The organism is Pseudomonas sp. TS_SC_3 (assembly GCF_056156225.1).
The window spans coordinates 1,972,131-1,993,873 of sequence record NZ_CM149586.1 but is presented as its reverse complement, the minus strand read 5'-3'; the positions used below and the strand labels follow the sequence as shown (position 1 = coordinate 1,993,873).

Here is a 21,743-nt window from a genome sequence, read left to right as displayed (position 1 = left end):
CAATGGCGCCCCTTCTTGTTTTAGTAGCAGCTGCTGGCGCCGCGCGCGGGATTGCAGTCGCCGTCCATGCCTTCATCGAAATCTGGGCCGCGCTCAATTACAGCCAGGGTAAGCAACAGGGAAAGAGCGGCTGCCACGGAGAGGATTATTTTGTTGCGGTTAGCATTGCGCGGCATGAGCCAAGCCATAAACGAACCCACTACCAACAGCACCCAAACGAAGTTAGCGCCCCAATAGAGTAAAAAGCCGAAAACAAGCAGCATGAAGCCTCCGAGAAATCTAGGATAAAAGTAGTTGGTGTTGGGTTTGGTGTGAGCGTAGCGGCGCCGCAGTGGCGGGCCAGTTATGAGCTTGCGGGCCAGAAGAGAGTCGAGTCTTTGTGCGCTGTGACGACTTATCGTGACGCGTCTACTTGATCAATCCTGCCGCCACTACGATAATCAGGGCGCAACTATTTGCTAATGGTTGTTTCTTCATCAAGGATTTTGATCATGTCCCGAGGCAAAGTCGTCTCTTTTGCTGACCATAAAGCCGCTGCTCTTGAGCAGACCGCTTTCCTGCAGCTATTGGATGCTGATATTGCAGCGAACCCTGAGCAGGTGCAGCCATTGGCGCCCAGCCTGTTTCGGCGCATGGACGCCATTCGTGCGCGCGCTGAGGCGAATCGCCGCGAAGAGCTGTTAGAGGGCTAGGCTTGACCGATAGCGAAATCAGAGTATCGAACGGGTGGGCACTTTACGGCCACCCGTTTTTTATTGCCCGCCTAACAGCGCTCATTGAGGATGTTGAGTCTTTGATGGAGTCTGACCCGCACGAGTTTCATCACCACCCAAACTACAAGCTGTTTGAGTGCGTGCAAGAGCAAGTCGAGATGGTCGTGCCGATAAACCCAGGCGCTGACAGGTTTGTGCAGGGCAATACGCTGGGGAAAGACCATCGACACTGGCGCCGGGTTAAGAAAGGACTGCCGAACAGGTATCGCCTGTTCTTCCAGTTTAGATCCAGTGCACCACAGACAATCATCTACGCATGGCTGAATGATCGGGCCACGCTGCGCAAATCTGGCAGCCGCAGTGACGTATATGTCGTTTTCCAAGCCATGCTGCGCTCTGGAAAAATGCCAGGCTCATACATCGAGCTGCTCGATGCGGCCAAGGCTCTGCCAGCGTCCTAGCAAAGAATAGGCACCGAAACGCCTATCGCCCTTAGACGCGCTGCGCGAGGGCTAGTTAAGCTCGCAAACCTGACGCCCGCATCTGCTTGAGCAGCAAACTCTGGTTGCCCAGCCCTGTCATCTGGTTCTTTAGATCTGCGCAGCTGGCCAAACGCCATTGCGTCATGTGTGGTCAGAAGCTAAATTCGGTGTGCGCTACTTATGGCGCGTCAATGGATCGACAAAATGAAAAGACTATCAGCCGCTTTAATGGCCACCTTGATCGCTCTAGCAGCCTCATCGGCTTTTGCACACGGTGGTGGCACTGACTCTAAAGGCTGCCACCGTAACCACAAAACTGGCGACTACCACTGTCATTAACCAGCAGGTTGATCGCTGCCGGCGCTTGGCCCGGCAGCGATACTCAGCTATTTAAGACCGTGCTTGGATCGCAGTAATTCGTTAGTGGTTACCGGTGCGGAGCTGTCTTTAATGACGGTTATGCCAGGCGTCTTGTTGGAATCGCCTCGCATTGCTTCTCGTTGTGCCATGCGCGATCGCAGTATTTCGTCTCTTGTCACGGACCTGCCGCTGTCCTTGATAACGCTAACCTTTGTTTTTTCTGCTTTTGGTTTTGGTTGGCCCATTATATTGGTTGAAGCCTGATTCCTCAGGTGCGCCACCTCCGACTCTAGCCTGTCTATCTCATTAGGCTGAGACTGTCGCTTGACCGCCAGGCTTGCATCCCCCTCGTCAGCGTTGCAAGGGATCGAAGAAAACTCCATGGCGCCATCTGGCTTCACGCACTTGAAGATCTGCGCATTGGCTGCGCCAGACAGGCCAAGCAGTATTCCGACAAAAGCTACCGACCTCAATAAGCTGCGCTCCCGCTCAATACTGCCAGCCTTCTCACTGGTACGCAGGTTGTCATAGTGTGTACGCATACAGACTCCTTTCTGATTTGTCGGGCAAAGATAACAGCAACGCCAGACGGCTTATCTCTCACAGATTCCTGTACCAATTCCTGTACCAATTAATGGGTTTTAAGGGGTGTCCATGTTTGCCAGATGCCTCTCCAGCCCAGCAAACACGTTTAGGCACTTACCCCTAAATACCCCCTAATCTAGAAAGAAAATGTCGCAGCGCGATAAGCGCTTCACGGTGTTCCATCGTTAAGCTCACTCGATGAATGTGACCGGCGAGTCTTGAATCTCGCCTGAGTTATGTGGCGGCCACTTTAATGCAATCGCGGCCTCCTAGACTAACGTTGAACAACAAGGTTGTGGCGAAGGTCCTTTTCGCGGCTGCCCCTAGTCGAATCACAAGCCAAATGGAGTACACCCATGGCGTTCTTTACGGCGGCCAGCAAAGCCGATTTTCAGCATCATCTGCAAACGGCACTGGCGCAGCACGTTAGCGAACAGGCACTGCCACAAGTAGCCCTGTTCGCCGAGCAATTCTTCGGCATTATCGCCCTTGAGGAGCTGACCCAGCGTCGCCTCTCTGACTTGGTTGGCTGCACCCTGTCGTCCTGGCGGCTGTTGGAACGGTTTGCCGCGAGCAAGCCCGAAGTGCGGGTTTTTAACCCTGATTATGAAAAGCACGGTTGGCAGTCCACCCACACGGCCGTAGAAATTCTGCACAGCGACATCCCGTTCTTGGTTGACTCCGTGCGCATGGAGCTCAACCGCCGTGGTTACAGCATCCACACCCTGCAAAACAGCGTATTCAGCGTGCGCCGCAACAAGAGCGGTGAGCTGCAGGACATTCTGCCCAAGGGCGCCCAGGGCGCTGATGTACAGCAAGAAGCTCTGATGTTTCTGGAGATCGATCGCTGTTCTAACGTCGGCGAACTGAAGGCTCTGGAAAAAGCCCTGCAGGAAGTCTTCGGCGATGTGCGCCTGAGTGTGGCCGACTTCCAGCCGATGAAAGCCAAGGCCAAGGAGCTGCGCGCCTGGTTGGACAAGGTCAAGCCAGGTCAAGCCGGGCTCAAGGTTGAAGGCGCCGAGCTGGAAGAGGTCAAGGTGTTCATGAGTTGGTTGCTCGATGACCACTTTACCTTCCTCGGCTATGAAGAATTCACCGTGGCTGACAGTGCCGACGGCGGCAGTCTTGTTTATGACGAAAAATCCCTGCTGGGTTTGTCCAAGCGTCTGCGCACGGGGCTAAAGGCCGAAGACACGCACATCGAGCCGGAGGCCGTCAGCTACCTGCGTGAAGCGCAGTTGCTGTCGTTTGCCAAGGCGGCGGTACCGAGCCGGGTGCATCGTCCGGCTTATCCGGACCTGGTGTCGATTCGTGAGCTGGACAGCAGTGGCAAGGTCATCAAGGAATGCCGCTTTATGGGGCTCTACACCTCGTCGGTGTACGCCGAGAGCGTGTGGAACATCCCCTATATCCGCCGCAAGGTCGATGAAATTGAACGCCGTTCTGGCTTTGACAGCAGCGCGCACCTGGGTAAAGAACTGGCTCAGGTGCTGGAAGTGTTGCCCCGTGACGACTTATTCCAGACCTCGGTGGATGAGTTGTTCAGCACCACCATGGCGATTGTGCAGATTCAGGAGCGCAACAAGATTCGCGTGTTCCTGCGCCGCGACCCTTATGGCCGTTTCTGCTACTGCTTGGCCTATGTGCCGCGCGATGTTTACTCCACCGAAACCCGCATGAAAATCCAGCAGGTGCTGATGGAGCGCTTGCAGGCCACCGATTGCGAGTTCTGGACTTTCTTTTCCGAGTCGGTGCTGGCGCGGGTGCAGTTTATCCTCAAGGTCGACCCGAAAAACCGCGTACAGATCGACCCGGTGCGCCTGGAAAAAGAAGTGATCCAGGCTTGCCGTTCGTGGAAGGACGATTACACCAGCCTGATCGTCGAAAGCCTCGGCGAAGCCCAGGGCACCGAAGTGCTCAGCGAATTCCCCAGCGGCTTCCCGGCCGGTTACCGCGAGCGTTTTGCCCCGCACTCGGCAGTGGTGGACATGCAGCACCTGCTCAGCCTGAATAACGACCGTCAGTTGGTGATGAGCTTCTACCAGCCGCTGACCCAGGGCGAGCCGCAGTTGCACTGCAAGCTGTACCACGCTGACACGCCGCTGCCGCTGTCAGACGTACTGCCGATTCTGGAAAACCTCGGCTTGCGTGTACTCGGCGAGTTTCCCTACAAACTGCGCCGCGCCGATGGTCGTGAGTTCTGGATTCATGACTTCGCCTTCACCTATGCCGAAGGTCTGGATGTCGACATCCAGCAACTCAACGACACCCTGCAGGATGCCTTCGTTAACACCGTCGGCGGCGCGGCGGAGAACGACGGCTTCAACCGTCTGGTGTTGATGGCGGCTATGCCATGGCGTGACGTGGCGCTGCTGCGTGCCTATGCCCGCTACCTCAAGCAGATTCGTCTGGGCTTTGACCTCAGCTACATCGCCAGCACCCTGGTCAACCATGCCGACATCGCCAAGGAACTGGTACGCCTGTTCAAAACGCGTTTCTACCTGGCGCGCAAGCTCACCGCCGATGATTTGGAAGATAAGCAGCAGAAGCTTGAGCAGGCGATTCTCGCTGCGCTGGACAACGTTGCGGTGCTCAACGAAGACCGCATCCTGCGTCGCTACCTGGACCTGATCAAAGCCACCCTGCGTACCAACTTCTACCAGAACGATGCCAGCGGTGCGCCGAAGAGCTACTTCAGCTTCAAGCTCAACCCACGGGCGATTCCGGAGATTCCACGGCCGACACCGAAGTTTGAAATCTTCGTTTATTCGCCGCGTGTTGAAGGCGTGCACCTGCGCTTTGGCGACGTGGCCCGTGGCGGCCTGCGTTGGTCTGACCGCGAGGAAGACTTCCGCACCGAGGTGCTGGGCCTGGTCAAGGCGCAGCAGGTGAAGAACGCGGTCATCGTGCCGATGGGCGCCAAGGGTGGTTTTATCCCACGGCGTCTGCCGCTGGGCGGCAGCCGTGATGAGGTATTGGCCGAGGGCATTGCCTGCTACCGCATCTTTATCAGCGGCCTGCTGGATATCACCGATAACCTCAATGAAGGGGCCGTGGTTCCGCCGCAGAACGTGGTACGTCACGATGGCGACGATCCGTATCTAGTGGTGGCGGCTGACAAAGGCACGGCGACCTTCTCAGACATTGCCAACGGCATTGCGGCTGAATACGGCTTCTGGCTGGACGACGCCTTCGCCTCGGGCGGCTCGGCCGGTTACGACCACAAAGGCATGGGCATTACCGCCAAAGGCGCTTGGGTGTCAGTGCAGCGTCACTTCCGCGAATGCGGCATTGATGTGCAAAAAGACAACGTCACCGTGATTGGCATCGGCGATATGGCCGGCGACGTGTTCGGTAACGGCCTGCTGCTCTCGGAAAGCTTGCAACTGGTCGCGGCCTTTAACCACATGCATATCTTTATCGATCCCAACCCGGATGCTGCCAAAAGTTTTGTTGAGCGTCAGCGACTGTTTGACCTGCCGCGCTCCAGCTGGGCCGATTACGACGCCAAGCTGATTTCGGCTGGCGGCGGCATCTTCCTGCGCAGCGCCAAGAGCATCGCCATCAGTGCGCAAATGAAAGAGCGCTTCGACATCAGCGCTGACAAATTGGCGCCGACTGAACTGTTGAATGCCTTGCTCAAAGCACCGGTGGATCTGCTGTGGAACGGCGGTATCGGCACCTACGTGAAATCCAGCAAGGAAAGCCACGCCGATGTTGGCGACAAGGCCAACGACCTGCTGCGCGTGGATGGCCGCGAACTGCGCGCCAAGGTGGTGGGTGAGGGCGGTAACCTCGGCATGACCCAATTGGGCCGCGTCGAGTACGGTCTCAATGGCGGTAAGAGCAACACCGACTTTATCGACAACGCCGGTGGGGTGGACTGCTCCGACCATGAGGTAAACATCAAGATCCTGCTCGGCGAAATCGTCGGTGCCGGCGACATGACCGGCAAGCAGCGCAACAAGCTGCTGGTGGAAATGACTGATGCAGTAGGCGGTCTGGTGCTGGGCAACAACTACAAGCAGACCCAGGCGTTGTCGCTGGCCGAGCGCCGCGCCCGCGAGCGGGTGGGTGAGTACAAACGCCTGATGAGCGCCCTGGAAGCGGCCGGCAAGCTGGACCGCGGCCTGGAGTTCCTGCCCACTGATGACGAGCTCAACGAGCGCGCTGCCAATGGTTTGGGCCTAACTCGGCCGGAGCTGTCGGTGCTGATTTCCTACAGCAAGATCGACCTCAAGGAGTCGCTGCTCAAATCTCAGGTGCCGGACGATGAGTACCTGGCGCGGGAAATGGAAACCGCGTTTCCGCCGCTGTTGGCAGAAAAGTTTGGCGAGTCGATGCGGCGTCATCGCCTCAAGCGTGAAATTGTCAGTACGCAGATTGCCAACGATCTGGTCAACCACATGGGTATTACCTTTGTGCAGCGGATGAAGGAGTCCACGGGCATGAGCGCGGCGAATGTCGCAGGCGCTTATGTGATTGTGCGCGACCTGTTCCGCTTGCCGCATTGGTGGCAGCAGATCGAGTTGCTGGACTCCAAAGTCCCCGCTGAGCTGCAGCTGCAATTGATGGATGAACTGATGCGACTGGGCCGTCGGGCCACCCGCTGGTTCCTGCGCAGCCGCCGTAACGAGCTGGATGCAGCCCGCGATGTGGCGCATTTCGCACCGCGCATCGAAGCGCTGGTTGGCCGTCTCGACGAACTGCTCGAAGGCCCGGCCCGTGAACAGTGGCTGGCACGTTTCCAGGGTTATGTCGAAGCCGGCGTGCCGGAAGAGCTGGCGCGTGTGGTCGCCGGTACCAGCCATCTGTACACCTTGCTGCCGATCATCGAGGCGTCGGACGTGACCGGGCAGGTGCCTGACCGTGTCGCGGCTGTGTACTTCGCCATTGGTGGCTCGCTGGAGCTGTCGTGGTACTTGCAGCAGATCACCAGCCTGCCGGTGGAAAACAACTGGCAAGCGCTGGCCCGTGAAGCGTTCCGCGATGACCTGGATTGGCAGCAGCGCGCCATCACCGTGTCGGTCCTGCAAATGGCTGAAGGCCCGGCGGATATCGAAGAGCGCGTCGGCGTGTGGCTGGATCAGCATCGCCGTCTGGTGGATCGCTGGAAGGTCATGCTGGGCGAGTTGCGTGCCGCCACCAACACCGATTACGCCATGTACGCTGTGGCTAACCGTGAGTTGATGGATCTGGCGCAAAGCGCCTGATACAAGCAGCGCAGGCCTGGCCTGCGCTGTTCCTGACCCAATAAAAAGCCCCGCCAAGTGCGGGGCTTTTTTATGTGCGATGGTTATGCTGCGACCGAGGCTATCAGTCGTCGAAATCCATCCAGCCGCCCATCTCTTTCCAGCGATTGACGATGCCGCAATACAGCTCGGCGGTTTTCTCAGTGTCGTAGCGGGCTGAGTGTGCTTCCTTACCGTCGAAATCAATGCCAGCCGCTTGGCAGGCCTTGGCCAATACGGTCTGGCCATAGGCAAGGCCAGCCAGGGTGGCAGTGTCGAAGCTGGAGAACGGGTGGAACGGATTACGCTTGATGCCGGTACGCGCTACTGCCGCGTTGAGGAAGCCCAGGTCGAAGCTGCTGTTATGCCCGACCAGAATCGCCCGCTTGCAGCTGTTGGCTTTGAGCGACTTACGCAGGCTACGGAAAATCTCCGTCAGGGCGTGCTCTTCGCTTACGGCCATACGCAGCGGATGATCCAGTTTGATCCCGGTGAAGTCCAGTGCTGCCTGCTCAATATTGGCGCCAGCGAAGGGCTCAACACGGAAGAACTGGGTGTGCTCTGGATAAAGGAAGCCGCCCTCGTCCATGCCGATGGTGGTGGCGGCGATTTCCAGCAGGGCATCGGTGGCACAGTTGAAACCACCGGTTTCTACGTCCACGACTACCGGCAGATAGCCACGAAAGCGCGCGGCCATTGGATGGCGCGGGCCTGAATGGCCAGTGTTTTCCGGCTCGTCGTCGTACAAGTCTTCACTCACGCTTGGCTCTCCAGCAGGCGCCAGCGCAGGGTTTCACCGGCGCGCAGCGGAATAACGGTTTGCTCGCCCAATGGCAAGCTGGCAGGTGCGGTCCAGTCTTCACGCACCAACGTGATGCTGTCGCTGTTGCGCGGCAGGCCGTAGAAATCTGGGCCGTTCAAGCTGGCAAAGGCTTCCAGCTTGTCCAGGGCATCACGTTGCTCGAAGGCTTCGGCATACAGCTCAATGGCGGCATAGGCGCTGTAGCAACCGGCGCAGCCGCAGGCGGCTTCCTTGGCGTGCTTGGCGTGCGGCGCTGAGTCGGTGCCGAGGAAGAACTTGGCGTTACCGCTGGTGGCCGCATCCAACAGCGCGTCCTGGTGGGTGCTGCGCTTGAGAACCGGTAAGCAAAAGAGGTGCGGACGAATACCGCCAACCAGCATATGGTTGCGGTTGTACAACAGGTGATGGGCGGTGATGGTCGCGCCGACGTTGGCCGAAGCACCCTGCACGAACTCCACCGCATCACGGGTGGTGATGTGTTCGAACACTACTTTTAGGCTCGGGAAGCGCTCGACCACACGGCTCAGGTGCTCACCGATAAAGATTTTTTCGCGGTCGAATATATCGATCTCGCTGCGTGTCACTTCGCCGTGTACCAGCAGCGGCATACCGACGTCGGCCATGGCCTCCAGCACCGGGAAAATCTTGTCGATGCTGGTCACGCCAGAATCAGAGTTGGTGGTCGCGCCAGCCGGGTAGAGCTTGGCTGCATGCACAAAGCCCGAAGCCTTAGCTGTGCGTACATCGTCAGGTTGGGTGAGGTCGGTGAGGTACAGCACCATCAGTGGTTCGAAGCGGCTACCGGCGGGACGCGCGCTGAGAATGCGCTGGCGGTAGGCATCGGCTTCGCTGGCGTTGCGCACGGGCGGCACCAGGTTGGGCATGATGATGGCGCGGCCAAAGGTGCGGGCTACATCGGCGACGGTATGGGGTAGAACGCCACCATCGCGCAGGTGGATGTGCCAGTCGTCGGGACGCAGCAGGGTAAGGCGGTCAGTCATGGAAGCTTCCAGGCGGGCAAAACGTGGCGAGAATGCTACCGGAAAAGCCCCGTGGCAGCACGTTGAAAGCAGGCGTAGCGGACAAAGGTAGATGCAAGGTCGCGGTTCGCTGCTTAGGCGCGCTAAAGCGCTGCTCAAGTTTTCCGCCAGTGCACCGATAGACACAGGGTAAGCCGTATTCCCTGGAGCCTGTTGTGCGACCCTATTCACTCGCAGTGCTTTGCCTGCTGGCCAGCCAGCCCGTCCTTGCGATCAGCTTCCAGACCCGCCTAGAGAAAATTGAGTGGCAGGTCGACGGTGATCAGTTCGAGTGCCGTCTGTCGCAGCCCGTCACCGACTTTGGCCACGGAGTATTCGTGCGCCGGGCTGGCGAGCAGGTCACCTTTAGCCTGAAAGCTCGCGAACGCTGGCTAGGCGCTGGCAACGCAACTTTGCTGGCGGCCGCTGCGCCCTGGCAGCCTGGGCGGGGCGATATCAACTTGGGTTCGGTCAACGTGCTACCCGCCGAGGTGCTGTTCAACAGTTCCCAAGAGCAAGGCGTGCGTTTACTCACCGGGCTGCTTGAAGGGCGCAGCCCCGTGGTACGCCACCGTGCGGCAATGGGCGGTGATGCGGTTGAAGTGCGTTTGCTGCCGGCCAAATTCAACAAGGCCTACAACGACTACCTGGCTTGCACGGCCAAGCTACTGCCCGTGAACTTTGATCAGGTGCGCAAAAGCCAGGTGGGCTTTCCGGGGGGCGGTGTCGCGCTGGAGCCGCTGGCTCAGGCCAAGCTGGATATCATCCTGAGCTTTCTTAAGGCCGACCCCAGCGTTAACCGCATCCAGCTCGATGGGCATGCTGACAACAGTGGCAATCGTCTGACTAATCGTGATCTGTCGCGCCGCCGTGCCCTGGCTGTGATGGAATACCTCAAGGCGAGTGGCATTCCGGCTGAGCAGATCACCATGCGCTTTCACGGCGAGCGCTATCCGCTGGCACCCAATACCAATGAATCCAACCGAGCGAAGAACCGCCGGGTAACCCTTGTTCTTGATCGGGTACCTGAAGCGGCAGTGCCGCCGGCCTCTGCTCCAGCGCCTGCTGCGGCTGATCCTGCGGCGACCTCCTAGCCAGCCGGAGCTGCCTGCGTTGGCGTCAAGGCTCATTTAAAACGAGTAGACGCCACTTTACCGCCCATTACTGGCCTGTCCTGCCCGCTTCGTTTGCATTTTTAACGACCTGCTAGCGGCTACGATTCGCCTGTTGTCGAACAATTATCCGTCGCTTGTTCGTCACAAGCTGTCGCGCCTCTGTAAATCAGGCGGCATGGGCAGTAGAATCGTCGGTTTTCCCGCACAACCCCGTGGAGTTGATGGCATGGCCGACGTAAACAAGGTAGTCCTGGCATATTCCGGTGGCCTGGACACTTCCGTGATCCTCAAGTGGCTGCAAGACACCTATAACTGCGAAGTGGTGACCTTCACCGCTGACCTCGGCCAAGGTGAGGAAGTCGAGCCGGCACGCGCCAAGGCACAGTCCATGGGCGTCAAGGAAATCTATATCGACGACCTGCGTGAAGAGTTCGTCCGCGATTTCGTCTACCCAATGTTCCGCGCCAACACCGTCTACGAAGGCGAGTACCTGCTGGGCACGTCCATCGCTCGCCCGCTGATCGCTAAGCGTTTGATCGAAATCGCCAACGAAACTGGCGCCGACGCTATTTCCCACGGCGCGACCGGCAAGGGTAACGATCAGGTGCGTTTCGAGCTGGGTGCCTACGCGCTCAAGCCCGGCGTTAAAGTCATCGCCCCATGGCGTGAGTGGGACCTGCTCTCGCGTGAGAAGCTGATGGATTACGCCGAGAAGCACGCCATCCCAATCGAGCGTCACGGCAAGAAGAAGTCGCCGTACTCCATGGATGCCAACCTGCTGCACATCTCCTATGAAGGCGGCGTGCTGGAAGACACCTGGACCGAGCACGAAGAAGACATGTGGAAATGGACTGTCTCCCCTGAGGCCGCGCCAGATGCACCGACCTATATCGAGCTGACTTACCGCAAGGGCGACATCGTTGCCATCGACGGCAAGGACATGAGCCCCGCCACCGTACTGGCTGAACTCAACCGCATCGGCGGTGAAAACGGTATCGGCCGTCTGGATATCGTCGAAAACCGTTTTGTCGGCATGAAGTCCCGTGGCTGCTACGAAACCCCGGGCGGCACCATCATGCTCAAAGGCCACCGCGCCATTGAGTCGATCACGCTGGACCGCGAAGTCGCTCACCTGAAAGACGAGCTGATGCCGAAATACGCCAGCCTGATTTACAACGGTTTCTGGTGGAGCCCTGAGCGTCTGATGTTGCAGCAGATGATCGACGCTTCCCAGGCCAACGTGAACGGCGTGGTGCGCATGAAGCTGTACAAAGGCAACGTCATCATCACCGGCCGTAAGTCCGATGATTCGCTGTTCGACGCCAATATCGCGACCTTCGAAGAAGATGGCGGCGCGTACAACCAGGCTGACGCGGGTGGCTTTATCAAGCTCAATGCACTGCGCATGCGCATCGCTGCGGGCAAAGGGCGCAAGATGCTCTGATAGACTTGAACACCTGAGCCATATCAAGCCCCGGCCATAAGCCGGGGTTTGCATTTATACGATGAGGAGATACCTGATGAGACTGCTGCATACCATGCTGCGCGTCGGCGATATGGATAAATCCATCGCGTTCTACACCGAAGTACTCGGCATGACCCTGTTACGCCGTAAGGACTATCCAGACGGTAAGTTCACCCTGGCATTTGTCGGCTATGGCGATGAAGCGCACAACAGCGTGATCGAGCTGACCCATAACTGGGGCGTGGAGAGCTATGAGCTGGGCACGGGTTACGGCCATATCGCCCTGGAAGTGGCTGATGTGTACAAGGCCTGTGAGGATATTCGCACCCGCGGCGGCAAGATCACCCGCGAGCCGGGTCCGATGCAGCATGGCAGCAGTATCCTGGCCTTTGTTGAGGACCCGGATGGCTACAAAATTGAGCTGCTTTCGCCTTCGCGTGCTGATTGAAGCCAGTGCCAGGCAAGATGTTCGTCACGGCCGGTGAGTAACAAAAAGCCCCGCAATCTAGCGGGGCTTTTTGTTGTTAGCGTGCCTAAAGGTCGAAGTCGTATTCGGCCAATTGCTTGTGCAAACGGCGTTCCTCGAGGAAGTTGTCGATAATACGGCGCTTGGTCAGGTTGGTTTTAGCAACCTCTACCGGGACTTCAGCGTCATCCGCTTCTTCGGCAACAAAATCTTCGTCGAGCTCAAGTTCTTCTTTATCAGTGCTCATCAATTCAACTCCAGGCGACTAAGGCCATTTGCGCACCTTATAACGGCAAAACCTGGGCGGGTAAAAAAGATTTTTTCAATCAGCCGATTGAGCGGCTGAATAGCGGCTCAATCGTCGGAGGTTTTCTGTTTGTATTCGCACAGATCTTCGATGCGGCAGCTGCCACAGCGCGGCTTACGCGCTTGGCACACGTAGCGGCCATGCAGGATCAGCCAGTGGTGTGAGTCGAGGAGAAATTCTTTGGGCACAAACTTCATCAGCTTCTTTTCCACCTCCAGCACATTCTTGCCAGGGGCGATGCCGGTACGGTTGCTGACCCGGAATATATGTGTATCTACCGCCATGGCCAGCTGGCGGAACGCGGTGTTGAGCACCACGTTGGCGGTCTTGCGCCCAACCCCAGGCAGCGCTTCGAGGTCTTCGCGGTTGTCCGGCACCTGGCTGCCATGCTTCTCGATCAGGATGCGACAGGCTTCGATAACGTTCTTTGCCTTGCTGTTGTACAGGCCGATGGTCTTGATGTATTGGCTCAACCCCTCGATACCCAAGGCGTAAATCGCCTCGGGCGTATTGGCCACCGGGAACAGTTTGGCGGTGGCCTTGTTGACGCTGACGTCGGTGGCCTGAGCGGACAGGGTGACCGCGACCAGCAGCTCGAAGGGCGTGCTGTAGGCCAGCTCGGTTTTCGGCTCGGGGTTGTCTTCATGCAGGCGGCGGAAGATTTCGTAGCGCTTGGCGGCGTTCACTCTATCACTCCGGTCACCCGCACGCGGCGGCTTTGCACCGGGGTATCGACCTGCTGCGCTTTGGCTCGCTCAGCTAGCACCTCGTCCACACGGTTTTTGCAGGCGATCAGCAAGCCCAGCACGATAAATGCGCCCGGCGGTAGGATGGCCAGCAGGAAGCCCTTGTACTCGGGGATCAGCGTCAGCTGCCAGTTGGCGGCGATAGGCCCGAACAGCAGGTGCATATTGGCGAACACCGCACCGGTGCCGAACAGCTCGCGTAGGGCGCCGATCATCACCAGCACCACGCCAAAGCCCAGGCCCATCATCAGGCCATCATAGGCGGCGCGGGCCGGGTCGTTCTTCGCCGCGAAGCCATCGGCGCGGCCGAGGATTACGCAGTTGGTGGTGATCAACGGGATAAAGATGCCGAGAATCTGGTACAGCTCGTAGGTGAAGGCTTGCATCAGCAGTTCGATGCAGGTGGTCAGGGCGGCGATGATCATCACAAAGGCCGGTAGGCGCACTGCGGTGTTGACCACGCCGCGCACCAGCGAAACTGCGGTGTTGGAGCACACCAGCACCACGGCGCTGGCCAGCGCCAGGCCGAGGGCGTTGACCGCCGAGTTGCTCACCCCGAGCAGCGGACAAAGGCCGAGCAGCTGCACCAGCGCCGGGTTGTTCTTCCACAGGCCGTTAAGGGTGATTTCGCGGTAGCTGGGACTAGCCATTGGACTTCACCTGGGCTGCGAACAGCTGCTCTTGATTGGCATCGAAATACTGCAGGGCCTTATGCACGGCTTTGACCACCGCGCGCGGGGTGATGGTGGCGCCGGCGAACTGGTCGAACTCACCGCGATCTTTCTTCACGGCCCAGCCGTCTTCGTTGGGGTTGCTCAATGACTTGCCGTCGAAGCTACGAATCCATGCACTCTTGGCCAGCTCGATCTTGTCGCCCAGGCCGGGGGTTTCCCGATGGCCTAGTACACGCACGCCGGCCAGGCGACCATCTGCGTGGATGCCGATCAGCAAATGGATCGCACCGCTGTAACCGTCCGGCGCGGTGGCGCGCAGGATCACCGCGCTGGGTTTGCCGTCTTTCAGGGCGATATAGGCAGTCTGTGGCGACTTGCTGCCGAGCAGCGGGTCGTGCAGCTGGATGCTGTTATCCAGCAAGTGGTTGTCGTAGCTACCCTGGGGCAGGATTTCGCTCAGGGCGCGCACTTGGGCTTCGCGCTCGGCGTTGGCGATGCGCCCGGCAGTGGCTTGTTGCAGCACGGCCACCAGGCCCACAGTGGCGATGGCAAACAGCCCGAGCACTAGGGCGTTCTTCAGCATCGAGCGGCTAATTTCAGGCAGGGCCACGGTTACTCTCCCAACTTGAAGCCGCGTGTCGGCTTGCGGTGGCCGTAGGTGCGCGGCCGCGTGTAATAGTCGATGGTCGGGGCTGCCAGGTTCATCAGCAGCACGGCGAACGCCACACCATCCGGGTAGCCGCCCAAGGCGCGGATCACATAGATCAACACGCCAACGCCTATGCCGAAAATCAGCCGGCCGAGGTTGCTGGTGGCGCCGCTGACCGGGTCGGTGACGATAAAAAAGGCGCCGAGCATGGTCGCGCCGGTCAGCAGATGAAACAGCGGCGAGCCGTTAGAGTCCGAGCCTGAGCCGTTCCAGAACAGCAGGCTCATCACGGCCAGGCCCGCGAGCATGCCCACTGGCGCATGCCAGGTGATCAGACGCTTGTGCAGCAGGTACAGGCCGCCAGCGAGAAAGGCCAGATTGACCGCCTCGGTGGCGGCGCCGCCGAGGTAGCCGAACGCCGGGTTCTGCGCCCACAGCTCATCCACAGTCAGGCTCTTATTGACCTTCAGTGCGTCCAGCGCAGTGGCCTGGGCCCAGCCGTCAGGCAGGTTGGCGATGCCGAGAATTTGTTGCAGCCCCTCAAGCAGGCCGACCGTATGCGGCGCTGGCCAGCTGGTCATCTCCACCGGGAAGGAAATCAGCACCACCACATAACCGAGCATGGCCGGGTTGAAGGGGTTCTGCCCGAGGCCGCCATACAGCTGCTTGCCGAACACCACGGCAAAGCCGGTGGCCACCAGGGTCAGCCACCAAGGCGAGTAGGGCGGCAACGCCAGAGCCAGCAACACGGCGGTGACCAGTACGCTGTAGTCCTTGAGGAAGAACAGCACCGGGCGTTTACGCAGGGCCAGGATAGCCGCTTCAAAACCCAGTGCGCAGGCGCTGGCCCACAGCAGGTTGATCAACGTGCCGGCGCCGAACAGCCAGGTCAGGGCGAGAATCCCCGGCACCGTAGCCAGCAGCACCTGCAGCATCACTTGCTGGGTGCGATTGCTGCCCTTGGCGTGGGGCGATGTGATGCGGGGCAGGGCCATTGGCACTCCGGTTGTTGAGTTGGCTACGCAGGGCTGTTATCAGCTGCCAGCGTGCTCCTGTAATTGGCGTTCGGCATCGGCCAGGCGTTGACGTGCAGCCGTCAGGGCGTCTGCTGGGCTGTTGGCGTCACGTTCAAGCTTGCGCAGATCCGCACGGGCAAAGGCCACTTCGGTCTTCAACGCACGAGTGGTTTCATCAATCGGTTTTTTGTCGGTGCGCACCAGCTCAGGTGCCGGCTTGCCGGATGCGTCCTCGGCCTGGTGCAGCGCTTGCTCGGCGGCTGCCAATGCCTCGCGCAGGCTGATAAGCGCGGCTTCATCGCTGCCGGATTTTTCGGCCTTTTTCAGTTCGGCGCGTTTCATCGCCAGTTCGATCTTGGCTTTTTTCAGCGGATCGGAGGCTTCTGCATCGGGCGCTTTTGCGGGGGCGGTCGGTGCCTGGGCTTCCAGGCTGGCCAGCAGTTTTTCGGCGGCTTCCAGCTGGCTGCGCAGCTGCTGCAGTTCGCTTTGTTGTTCGTCGCTGGGTGATTCAAGTTTTTCCAGTTTGCGCACCTGAGCGCGGAGCATGGCAGCGTCAATCTTGGCCTTTTTCAGTGCGCCATTGTCGGCAGCCGGTTTGGCGGCTGGTGCTGGCGCCTGGGCCTCCAGGCTGGCCAGCAGCTTCTCTGCTGCTTCCAACTGGCTGCGTAGTTGCTGCAGTTCGCTTTGTTGTTCGTCGCTTGGTGATTCAAGTTTTTCCAGTTTGCGCACTTGGGCACGCAGCATGGCAGCGTCGATCTTGGCCTTTTTCAATGCGCCATCGTCGGCAGCGGGCTTGGCGATTGGTGCTAGCGCCTGGGCTTCCAGGCTGGCCAGCAGCTTTTCTGCGGCTCCCAGCTGGCTGCGCAGTTGTTGCAGTTCGCTTTGCTGTTCGTCGCTTGGCGCTTCGAGCTTTTCCAGCTTGCGCACTTGGGCGCGCAGCATGGCGGCGTCGATTTTGGCTTTTTTCAGTGCACCATCGTCGGCAACTGGGGCAGCAGCCGGGGCAGGCGGGTTGGCGGCCATGGCGCTGTCGAGCGCTTGCTGGGCGATGGCTGCAGCGCTGCGCAGTTCGTCGACCTGGGCCTGTAGCTCGGGACTGGCGTGGGTTGCCAGCTGCTTTTCGGCTTTTTTCAGGGCGACTTGGGCCATGCTGGCTTCGATCTTGAGTTTCTTCTGTTCATCACTCAGCCCGGCCGGTTTGGCCGCTGCTGTATCACTGCTAGCCGCCGCTGGTGCAGCTTGGGCTTGAGCGGCCTTGGCTTGGGCTGGTTTGGCAGCGCGGGCCTGGCGTTCGGCTTCCTTCTGTTCTTCGGCGCGGCGCAGGCGTTCCTGACGGAGCTCAAAGCGCTGCTTGGACTGCTCGGCCTTGAGCTGCTTCTGCTCCAGGTCGCGAATCTCGCCCTTGGCGGCGCGGTAGTACTGCACCAGCGGAATGCTCGACGGGCAGACATAGGCGCAGGCGCCGCACTCGATGCAGTCGAACAGGTTGTGTGCCTTGAGTTGCTCGTGTTCCTGGCCGATGGCGAAGAAGTGCAGCTGCTGCGGCAGCAGGCTGGCCGGGCAGGCTTCGGCACACTCACCACAACGAATGCACGGCATGGCAGGCGGTGGTGGCGGCAGCTCGGCGCTGGTCGAGGCCAGTAGGCAGTTGGTGGTCTTGATCACGGGGACGGCGAAGTCGGGCAGGGTAAAGCCCATCATCGGGCCGCCTATGATCAGGCGGTTCAACTTGCTGCGGTCGAGGCCGGCAAACTCCAGCAATTCACCCACCGGGGTACCGAGCAGCACCTCGACGTTCATCGGTCGGGCCAGGGCCTCACCGGTCAGGGTGGTAATGCGCGAGATCAGCGGTTTGCCGTGCATCACCGCGTCATGGATGGCTACGCAGGTGCCAACGTTCTGGCAGAGCATGCCGATATCCGCCGGCAGACCACCGCTGGGCACTTCCACGCCGGTGAGAATTTGGATCAGCTGTTTTTCGCCACCGGACGGGTATTTGGTGGGGAATACCTTGAGCTGATAGCTGCGCTCGTTCAGCGCGCTGCGCACGGCGGCGATGGCTTCGGGCTTATTGTCTTCGATGCCGATCAGCACCTGATCCGGCTGAATCAGCTGCATCAGTATGTCGATGCCGCTGATCATCTCGTTGGCGCGTTCGCGCATCAGCAGATCGTCGGCGCTGATATAGGGTTCGCACTCGGTGCCATTGATGATCAGCGTGTGGATCTTCTGCGTCGGCCGCGCGTTGAGTTTCACAGCGGTGGGGAAGCCCGCGCCGCCCAGGCCGCTGATCCCTGCCTGGCGAATCAGCTCAACCAGAGCGCTGCTTTCCAGGTGACGATAGTCAAGCTGTGGCGTCAGTGCGATCCACTCATCCAGCCCATCGCTGTCGATGACGATGGCTGGGGCGAGCATGCCCGAGGCATGCGGGTAAGGCTGCGAGCCGATAAAACTCACGGTGCCAGAGGTCGGCGCATGCACGGGCACGCTGACAAAACCATTGGCAGCGGCGATCAGCTGGCCTTTCAGCACGCGCTCACCCACGGTGACCACAGGTTCTGCGGGCGCGCCGATATGCTGGTTGAGCGGCAGCGTAAGGCGCTTGGGCAGCGGCGCCGGCTGGATCGGCGTGCGGTTGGACAGCTCCTTGCGCTCGGCCGGATGAATGCCGCCGGGGATATCCCAGATACGTTCCTGCGCACTCATGCCGCTTGCTCCCGGTCACTGGCAATCAATTGGCCGGGGGCCAAGGGTTTTTCCCATTTCCAGCTTTGCACGGTGCTGCCCACTTCGATCATGTCGATGCAGTCCACCGGACAGGGTTCGACGCACAAATCGCAGCCGGTGCACTCGCTGACGATCACCGTATGCATTTGCTTGGCCGCGCCAACGATGGCGTCCACCGGGCAGGCCTGGATGCATTTGGTGCAGCCGATGCACTCGGCTTCGCGAATGTAGGCGACCATCTGCGGTTTTTCGCCTTCGACAGCGTCGAGCGGCTCGGCTTCAACGTCGAGCAGGTCGGCCAGGGCCTGGATGGTGGCTTCGCCGCCGGGCGGGCATTTGTTGATCTTGTCGCCGCCAGCAATTGCCTCGGCGTAGGGTTTGCAGCCGGGGTAGCCGCATTGGCCGCACTGGGTTTGCGGCAACAGGGCATTGATCTGCTCGGCAATCGGGTTGCCCTCGACCTTGAAGCGCACGGCGGCGAAACCAAGGATGGCGCCGGCTACCAGGCACAGGGCGAGCAGGGCGATAACGGCGATCAGCACCAGGCTCATAGCTTGATCAGCCCGGTAAAGCCCATAAAGGCCAGGGACATCAGCCCAGCGGTGATCATGCCGATGGCCGCGCCCTGGAAGGATTTCGGCACGTCGGCGATGGCGATGCGCTCACGCATGGCGGCAAATAGCACCAGCACCAGGGAGAAACCGAGGCCGGCGGCAAAACCGTTGGCGGTAGCGGTGATAAAGGTGAATTCGGCCTTGTTGGCGTTGAGCAGGGCCACGCCCAGAACGATGCAGTTGGTGGTGATCAGCGGCAGGAAGATGCCCAGCACGCGGTACAGCAGGGGGCTGGTCTTGTTCACCACCATTTCGGTGAACTGCACCACCACAGCAATCACCAGAATAAAGCTGATGGTGCGCAGGTATTCGATATCCAGCGGCTTCAACACGAACTGCTGCACCAGGTAGCTGCACATGGCGGCCAGGGTCAGCACGAAGGTGGTGGCCAGCGACAGGCCGATAGCCGTCTCGATCTTCTTCGAGACGCCCATAAAAGGACACAGGCCAAGGAACTGGACCAACACGAAGTTGTTGACCAGGATGGCGCTGACCATGATCAAGGCGAGTTCGGTCATTGCAGGTTCCGTGAATGGACGGGCAAAGGCCGCAGGAAAGGGGTGGCTATTATCGGTAAGCCGATCCTGCCATACAAGCCGGATCAGCCTTCCTGAGGTGCTGCCATAAGGCTAGCGCAGCCTGATCAGAGTGGCTGCGCTATTGGGTCGCAGGTTTACTTGACCCGCTGACCCGGTTTGGCACCGCTGTCCGGGCTGAGCAGGTAGATTTCCTCGCCGCCAGGGCCGGCCGCCAACACCATGCCTTCGCTGATGCCGAACTTCATCTTGCGCGCGGCCAGGTTGGCCACGTACAGGGTCAGGCGGCCTTCCAGCTTGCTCGGGTCCGGGTAGGCGCTCTTGATGCCGCTGAACACGTTGCGCTTGGCGTCACCGATATCCAGGGTCAGGCGCAGCAGCTTGTCGGCACCTTCAACGAACTCGCACTTCTCGATCAGGGCGATGCGCAGATCGACCGCAGCAAAAGCGTCAAAGGCGATTTCGGCGGCCAGTGGGTCTTTCGTCAGCTCGCCATTGCCAGTGGGTGCTGGAGCGGCTTCGCTGGCAGCTAGGTCTTCTTTGGAGGCTTCGATCATGGCGTCGATTTTCGCAGGCTCGATACGGGTCAGCAGGGCGCTGAACGGGTTCAGTTGGTGGTCGGCCAGCAGCGTCTGGTGATCGTCCCAGGTCAACGGCGCGACCTTAAGGAAGGTCTCGGCGTCGCTGGCCAGCTGCGGCAGCACTGGTTTCAGGAAGATCACCAACTGGCGGAACAGGTTAACGCCAAGGGCGCAGATGGCCTGCACTTCATCCTGCTTGCCGTCCTGTTTGGCCAGGGACCAGGGCGCTTTGTCGGCGATCCAGGCGTTGGCGCGGTCTGCCAGGGCCATGATCTCGCGCATGGCGCGGGCGAAGTCGCGGGCCTCGTAGGCTTCGGCGATGCTCGGTGCGGCGGCCTGGAAGGCTTCGGTCAGTTCCGGCGCGGCATTGCCGGCCACCAGCAGGCCGTTATTGCCTTTGTGAATAAACCCGGCGCAGCGGCTGGCGATGTTGACCACCTTGCCGACCAGATCCGAGTTGACCTTCTGTACGAAGTCTTCCAGGTTCAGGTCGAGGTCATCCACGCCACGGCCCAGCTTGGCCGCGTAGTAGTAACGCAGGTACTCGGGATTCAGGTGATCCAGGTAGGTACGCGCCTTGATAAAGGTGCCGCGCGACTTCGACATCTTCTGCCCGTTGACGGTCAGGTAACCGTGTACGGCCACGGCGGTGGGTTTGCGGTAGCCCGCGCCTTCGAGCATGGCCGGCCAGAACAGGGTGTGGAAGTTGACGATGTCTTTGCCGATAAAGTGGTACAGCTCTGCGGTGGAGTCTTTGCCCCAGAACGCATCAAAATCCAGCTCCGGGCGCTTTGCGCAGAGGTTCTTGAAACTGGCCATGTAGCCGATCGGCGCGTCCAGCCAGACGTAGAAGTACTTGCCCGGCTCGTCGGGGATTTCAAAGCCAAAGTACGGCGCGTCGCGGCTGATGTCCCATTCCTGCAGGCCGGAATCCAGCCACTCGGCGATTTTGTTGGCCACGGCATCTTGCAGGGCGCCACTACGGGTCCATTGCTTGAGCATGGCCTCGAAGTCCGGCAGTTTGAAGAAGAAATGCTTGGAGTCGCGCAGCTCCGGCACCGCGCCAGAGATGGCCGAGCGCGGGTTCTTCAGCTCGGTCGGCTCGTAGGTGGCACCACACTTTTCGCAGTTATCACCGTATTGGTCTTCGGCTGCACACTTGGGGCAGGTGCCTTTGATAAAGCGGTCGGCGAGGAACATGCCCTTTTCAGGGTCGAAATACTGGGTCACCGAACGGGTGGCGATATGGCCTTTGTCGCGCAGAGCGAGGTAAATCGAAGACGCCAGCTCGCGGTTTTCGTCCGAGTGAGTCGAGTGGTAGTTATCGAAGGCCACGCTAAAGTCGGCGAAGTCAGCGGTGTGTTCCGCCTGCACGTTGGCGATCAGCTGTTCTGGCGTGATGCCTTCTTTCTCGGCGCGCAACATGATGGCTGAGCCATGCGCATCGTCGGCGCAGACGTAGATGGCCTGGTTGCCGCGCAGCTTCTGGAAACGCACCCACATGTCGGTCTGGATGTACTCGAGCATGTGGCCAAGGTGGATGGAGCCGTTGGCGTAGGGCAGGGCGCTGGTAACGAGAATCTTGCGGGCTTGGCTCATGGGGATCGACTGCGCTGGTGACTCAAGGAAGCCGGTAACTATAAAGCAGCTGCAAG

At 59.7% G+C, this 21,743-nt stretch carries 20 protein-coding genes; 7 read left to right on the top strand and 13 right to left on the bottom strand.

Going from position 1 to position 21,743, the window contains the following annotated elements; all coding sequences use genetic code 11:
* Nucleotides 1–20: 20 nt before the first annotated feature.
* Nucleotides 21–263, bottom strand: coding sequence for a hypothetical protein (locus AC0J6G_RS09660; RefSeq protein WP_475253491.1), 243 nt, complete (start codon nucleotides 261–263; stop codon nucleotides 21–23).
* Between the two features lie 228 nt (nucleotides 264–491).
* On the opposite strand from AC0J6G_RS09660, the gene AC0J6G_RS09655 reads away from it, so the two are divergent.
* The 3 genes from AC0J6G_RS09655 (at nucleotide 492) to AC0J6G_RS09645 (ending at nucleotide 1,534) form a co-directional block, all read left to right on the top strand.
* Entirely contained in the window at nucleotides 492–692 is a 201-nt protein-coding gene (locus AC0J6G_RS09655; RefSeq protein ID WP_475253489.1) for a hypothetical protein, read from the top strand.
* 2 nt (nucleotides 693–694) lie between these two features.
* Nucleotides 695–1,174: a type II toxin-antitoxin system YhaV family toxin gene (locus tag AC0J6G_RS09650; RefSeq protein ID WP_475253487.1), complete on the top strand. Its 480-nt coding sequence runs from the start codon at nucleotides 695–697 to the stop codon at nucleotides 1,172–1,174.
* Between the two features lie 201 nt (nucleotides 1,175–1,375).
* Nucleotides 1,376–1,534 carry a YHYH domain-containing protein gene (locus AC0J6G_RS09645; protein WP_475253485.1) on the top strand — a complete coding sequence of 53 codons (159 nt, stop codon included), beginning with the start codon at nucleotides 1,376–1,378 and terminating at the stop codon, nucleotides 1,532–1,534.
* A 47-nt stretch (nucleotides 1,535–1,581) separates the two neighbouring features.
* Here the strand turns inward: AC0J6G_RS09645 and AC0J6G_RS09640 are convergent, their stop codons facing one another.
* The gene (locus tag AC0J6G_RS09640) at nucleotides 1,582–2,097 is read right to left on the bottom strand and encodes a hypothetical protein (RefSeq protein ID WP_475253483.1); all 516 of its coding nucleotides are present in this window, start codon (nucleotides 2,095–2,097) and stop codon (nucleotides 1,582–1,584) included.
* Nucleotides 2,098–2,496: 399 nt separating this feature from the next.
* Here AC0J6G_RS09640 and AC0J6G_RS09635 point away from each other — a divergent pair, with 399 nt between their 5' ends.
* Nucleotides 2,497–7,353 (top strand): NAD-glutamate dehydrogenase, encoded by a 4,857-nt coding sequence (locus AC0J6G_RS09635; RefSeq protein ID WP_475253481.1) that lies wholly within the window; start codon nucleotides 2,497–2,499, stop codon nucleotides 7,351–7,353.
* Nucleotides 7,354–7,456: 103 nt separating this feature from the next.
* On the opposite strand, the gene rnt is transcribed toward AC0J6G_RS09635, so the two are convergent.
* Both rnt and pyrC read right to left on the bottom strand, forming a co-directional pair.
* Nucleotides 7,457–8,131, bottom strand: a complete 675-nt coding sequence (rnt, locus tag AC0J6G_RS09630; protein ID WP_475253479.1) for a ribonuclease T — start codon at nucleotides 8,129–8,131, stop codon at nucleotides 7,457–7,459.
* Entirely contained in the window at nucleotides 8,128–9,174 is a 1,047-nt protein-coding gene (gene pyrC / locus AC0J6G_RS09625; RefSeq protein ID WP_475253477.1) for a dihydroorotase, read from the bottom strand. The genes rnt and pyrC overlap by 4 nt, the downstream gene beginning before the upstream one ends.
* A gap of 194 nt (nucleotides 9,175–9,368) precedes the next feature.
* On the opposite strand from pyrC, the gene AC0J6G_RS09620 reads away from it, so the two are divergent.
* The 3 genes from AC0J6G_RS09620 (at nucleotide 9,369) to gloA (ending at nucleotide 12,220) form a co-directional block, all read left to right on the top strand.
* A complete protein-coding gene (locus tag AC0J6G_RS09620; protein ID WP_475253475.1) occupies nucleotides 9,369–10,286 on the top strand; it encodes a flagellar protein MotY in 918 nt (305 codons plus the stop codon).
* A 247-nt stretch (nucleotides 10,287–10,533) separates the two neighbouring features.
* Nucleotides 10,534–11,751: an argininosuccinate synthase gene (locus AC0J6G_RS09615; RefSeq protein ID WP_475253473.1), complete on the top strand. Its 1,218-nt coding sequence runs from the start codon at nucleotides 10,534–10,536 to the stop codon at nucleotides 11,749–11,751.
* Between the two features lie 76 nt (nucleotides 11,752–11,827).
* Nucleotides 11,828–12,220 (top strand): lactoylglutathione lyase, encoded by a 393-nt coding sequence (gene gloA, locus AC0J6G_RS09610; protein WP_475253471.1) that lies wholly within the window; start codon nucleotides 11,828–11,830, stop codon nucleotides 12,218–12,220.
* 85 nt (nucleotides 12,221–12,305) lie between these two features.
* Here gloA and AC0J6G_RS09605 read toward each other — a convergent pair whose 3' ends face one another.
* The 9 genes from AC0J6G_RS09605 to metG all read right to left on the bottom strand — a co-directional run bounded on the left by AC0J6G_RS09605 (nucleotide 12,306) and on the right by metG (nucleotide 21,687).
* Nucleotides 12,306–12,485 carry a PA3496 family putative envelope integrity protein gene (locus AC0J6G_RS09605; RefSeq protein WP_475253469.1) on the bottom strand — a complete coding sequence of 60 codons (180 nt, stop codon included), beginning with the start codon at nucleotides 12,483–12,485 and terminating at the stop codon, nucleotides 12,306–12,308.
* A gap of 107 nt (nucleotides 12,486–12,592) precedes the next feature.
* Nucleotides 12,593–13,231, bottom strand: a complete 639-nt coding sequence (gene nth / locus AC0J6G_RS09600; protein WP_475253467.1) for an endonuclease III — start codon at nucleotides 13,229–13,231, stop codon at nucleotides 12,593–12,595.
* Nucleotides 13,228–13,941 carry an electron transport complex subunit E gene (locus tag AC0J6G_RS09595; protein ID WP_475253465.1) on the bottom strand — a complete coding sequence of 238 codons (714 nt, stop codon included), beginning with the start codon at nucleotides 13,939–13,941 and terminating at the stop codon, nucleotides 13,228–13,230. The genes nth and AC0J6G_RS09595 overlap by 4 nt, the downstream gene beginning before the upstream one ends.
* Nucleotides 13,934–14,548, bottom strand: a complete 615-nt coding sequence (rsxG, locus tag AC0J6G_RS09590) for an electron transport complex subunit RsxG (protein WP_475253671.1) — start codon at nucleotides 14,546–14,548, stop codon at nucleotides 13,934–13,936. Before rsxG ends, AC0J6G_RS09595 begins: the two co-directional genes overlap by 8 nt.
* A 29-nt stretch (nucleotides 14,549–14,577) precedes the next feature.
* Nucleotides 14,578–15,609 carry an RnfABCDGE type electron transport complex subunit D gene (locus AC0J6G_RS09585; protein WP_475253463.1) on the bottom strand — a complete coding sequence of 344 codons (1,032 nt, stop codon included), beginning with the start codon at nucleotides 15,607–15,609 and terminating at the stop codon, nucleotides 14,578–14,580.
* A 39-nt stretch (nucleotides 15,610–15,648) separates the two neighbouring features.
* Entirely contained in the window at nucleotides 15,649–18,336 is a 2,688-nt protein-coding gene (gene rsxC / locus AC0J6G_RS09580; RefSeq protein WP_475253461.1) for an electron transport complex subunit RsxC, read from the bottom strand.
* On the bottom strand, nucleotides 18,333–18,908 hold the full coding sequence (rsxB, locus tag AC0J6G_RS09575) for an electron transport complex subunit RsxB (RefSeq protein ID WP_475253459.1): 576 nt from the start codon (nucleotides 18,906–18,908) through the stop codon (nucleotides 18,333–18,335). Before rsxB ends, rsxC begins: the two co-directional genes overlap by 4 nt.
* Nucleotides 18,905–19,489 carry an electron transport complex subunit RsxA gene (rsxA, locus tag AC0J6G_RS09570; protein WP_475253457.1) on the bottom strand — a complete coding sequence of 195 codons (585 nt, stop codon included), beginning with the start codon at nucleotides 19,487–19,489 and terminating at the stop codon, nucleotides 18,905–18,907. Before rsxA ends, rsxB begins: the two co-directional genes overlap by 4 nt.
* A 155-nt stretch (nucleotides 19,490–19,644) precedes the next feature.
* On the bottom strand, nucleotides 19,645–21,687 hold the full coding sequence (metG, locus tag AC0J6G_RS09565) for a methionine--tRNA ligase (protein ID WP_475253455.1): 2,043 nt from the start codon (nucleotides 21,685–21,687) through the stop codon (nucleotides 19,645–19,647).
* Between the last annotated feature and the right edge of the window lie 56 nt (nucleotides 21,688–21,743).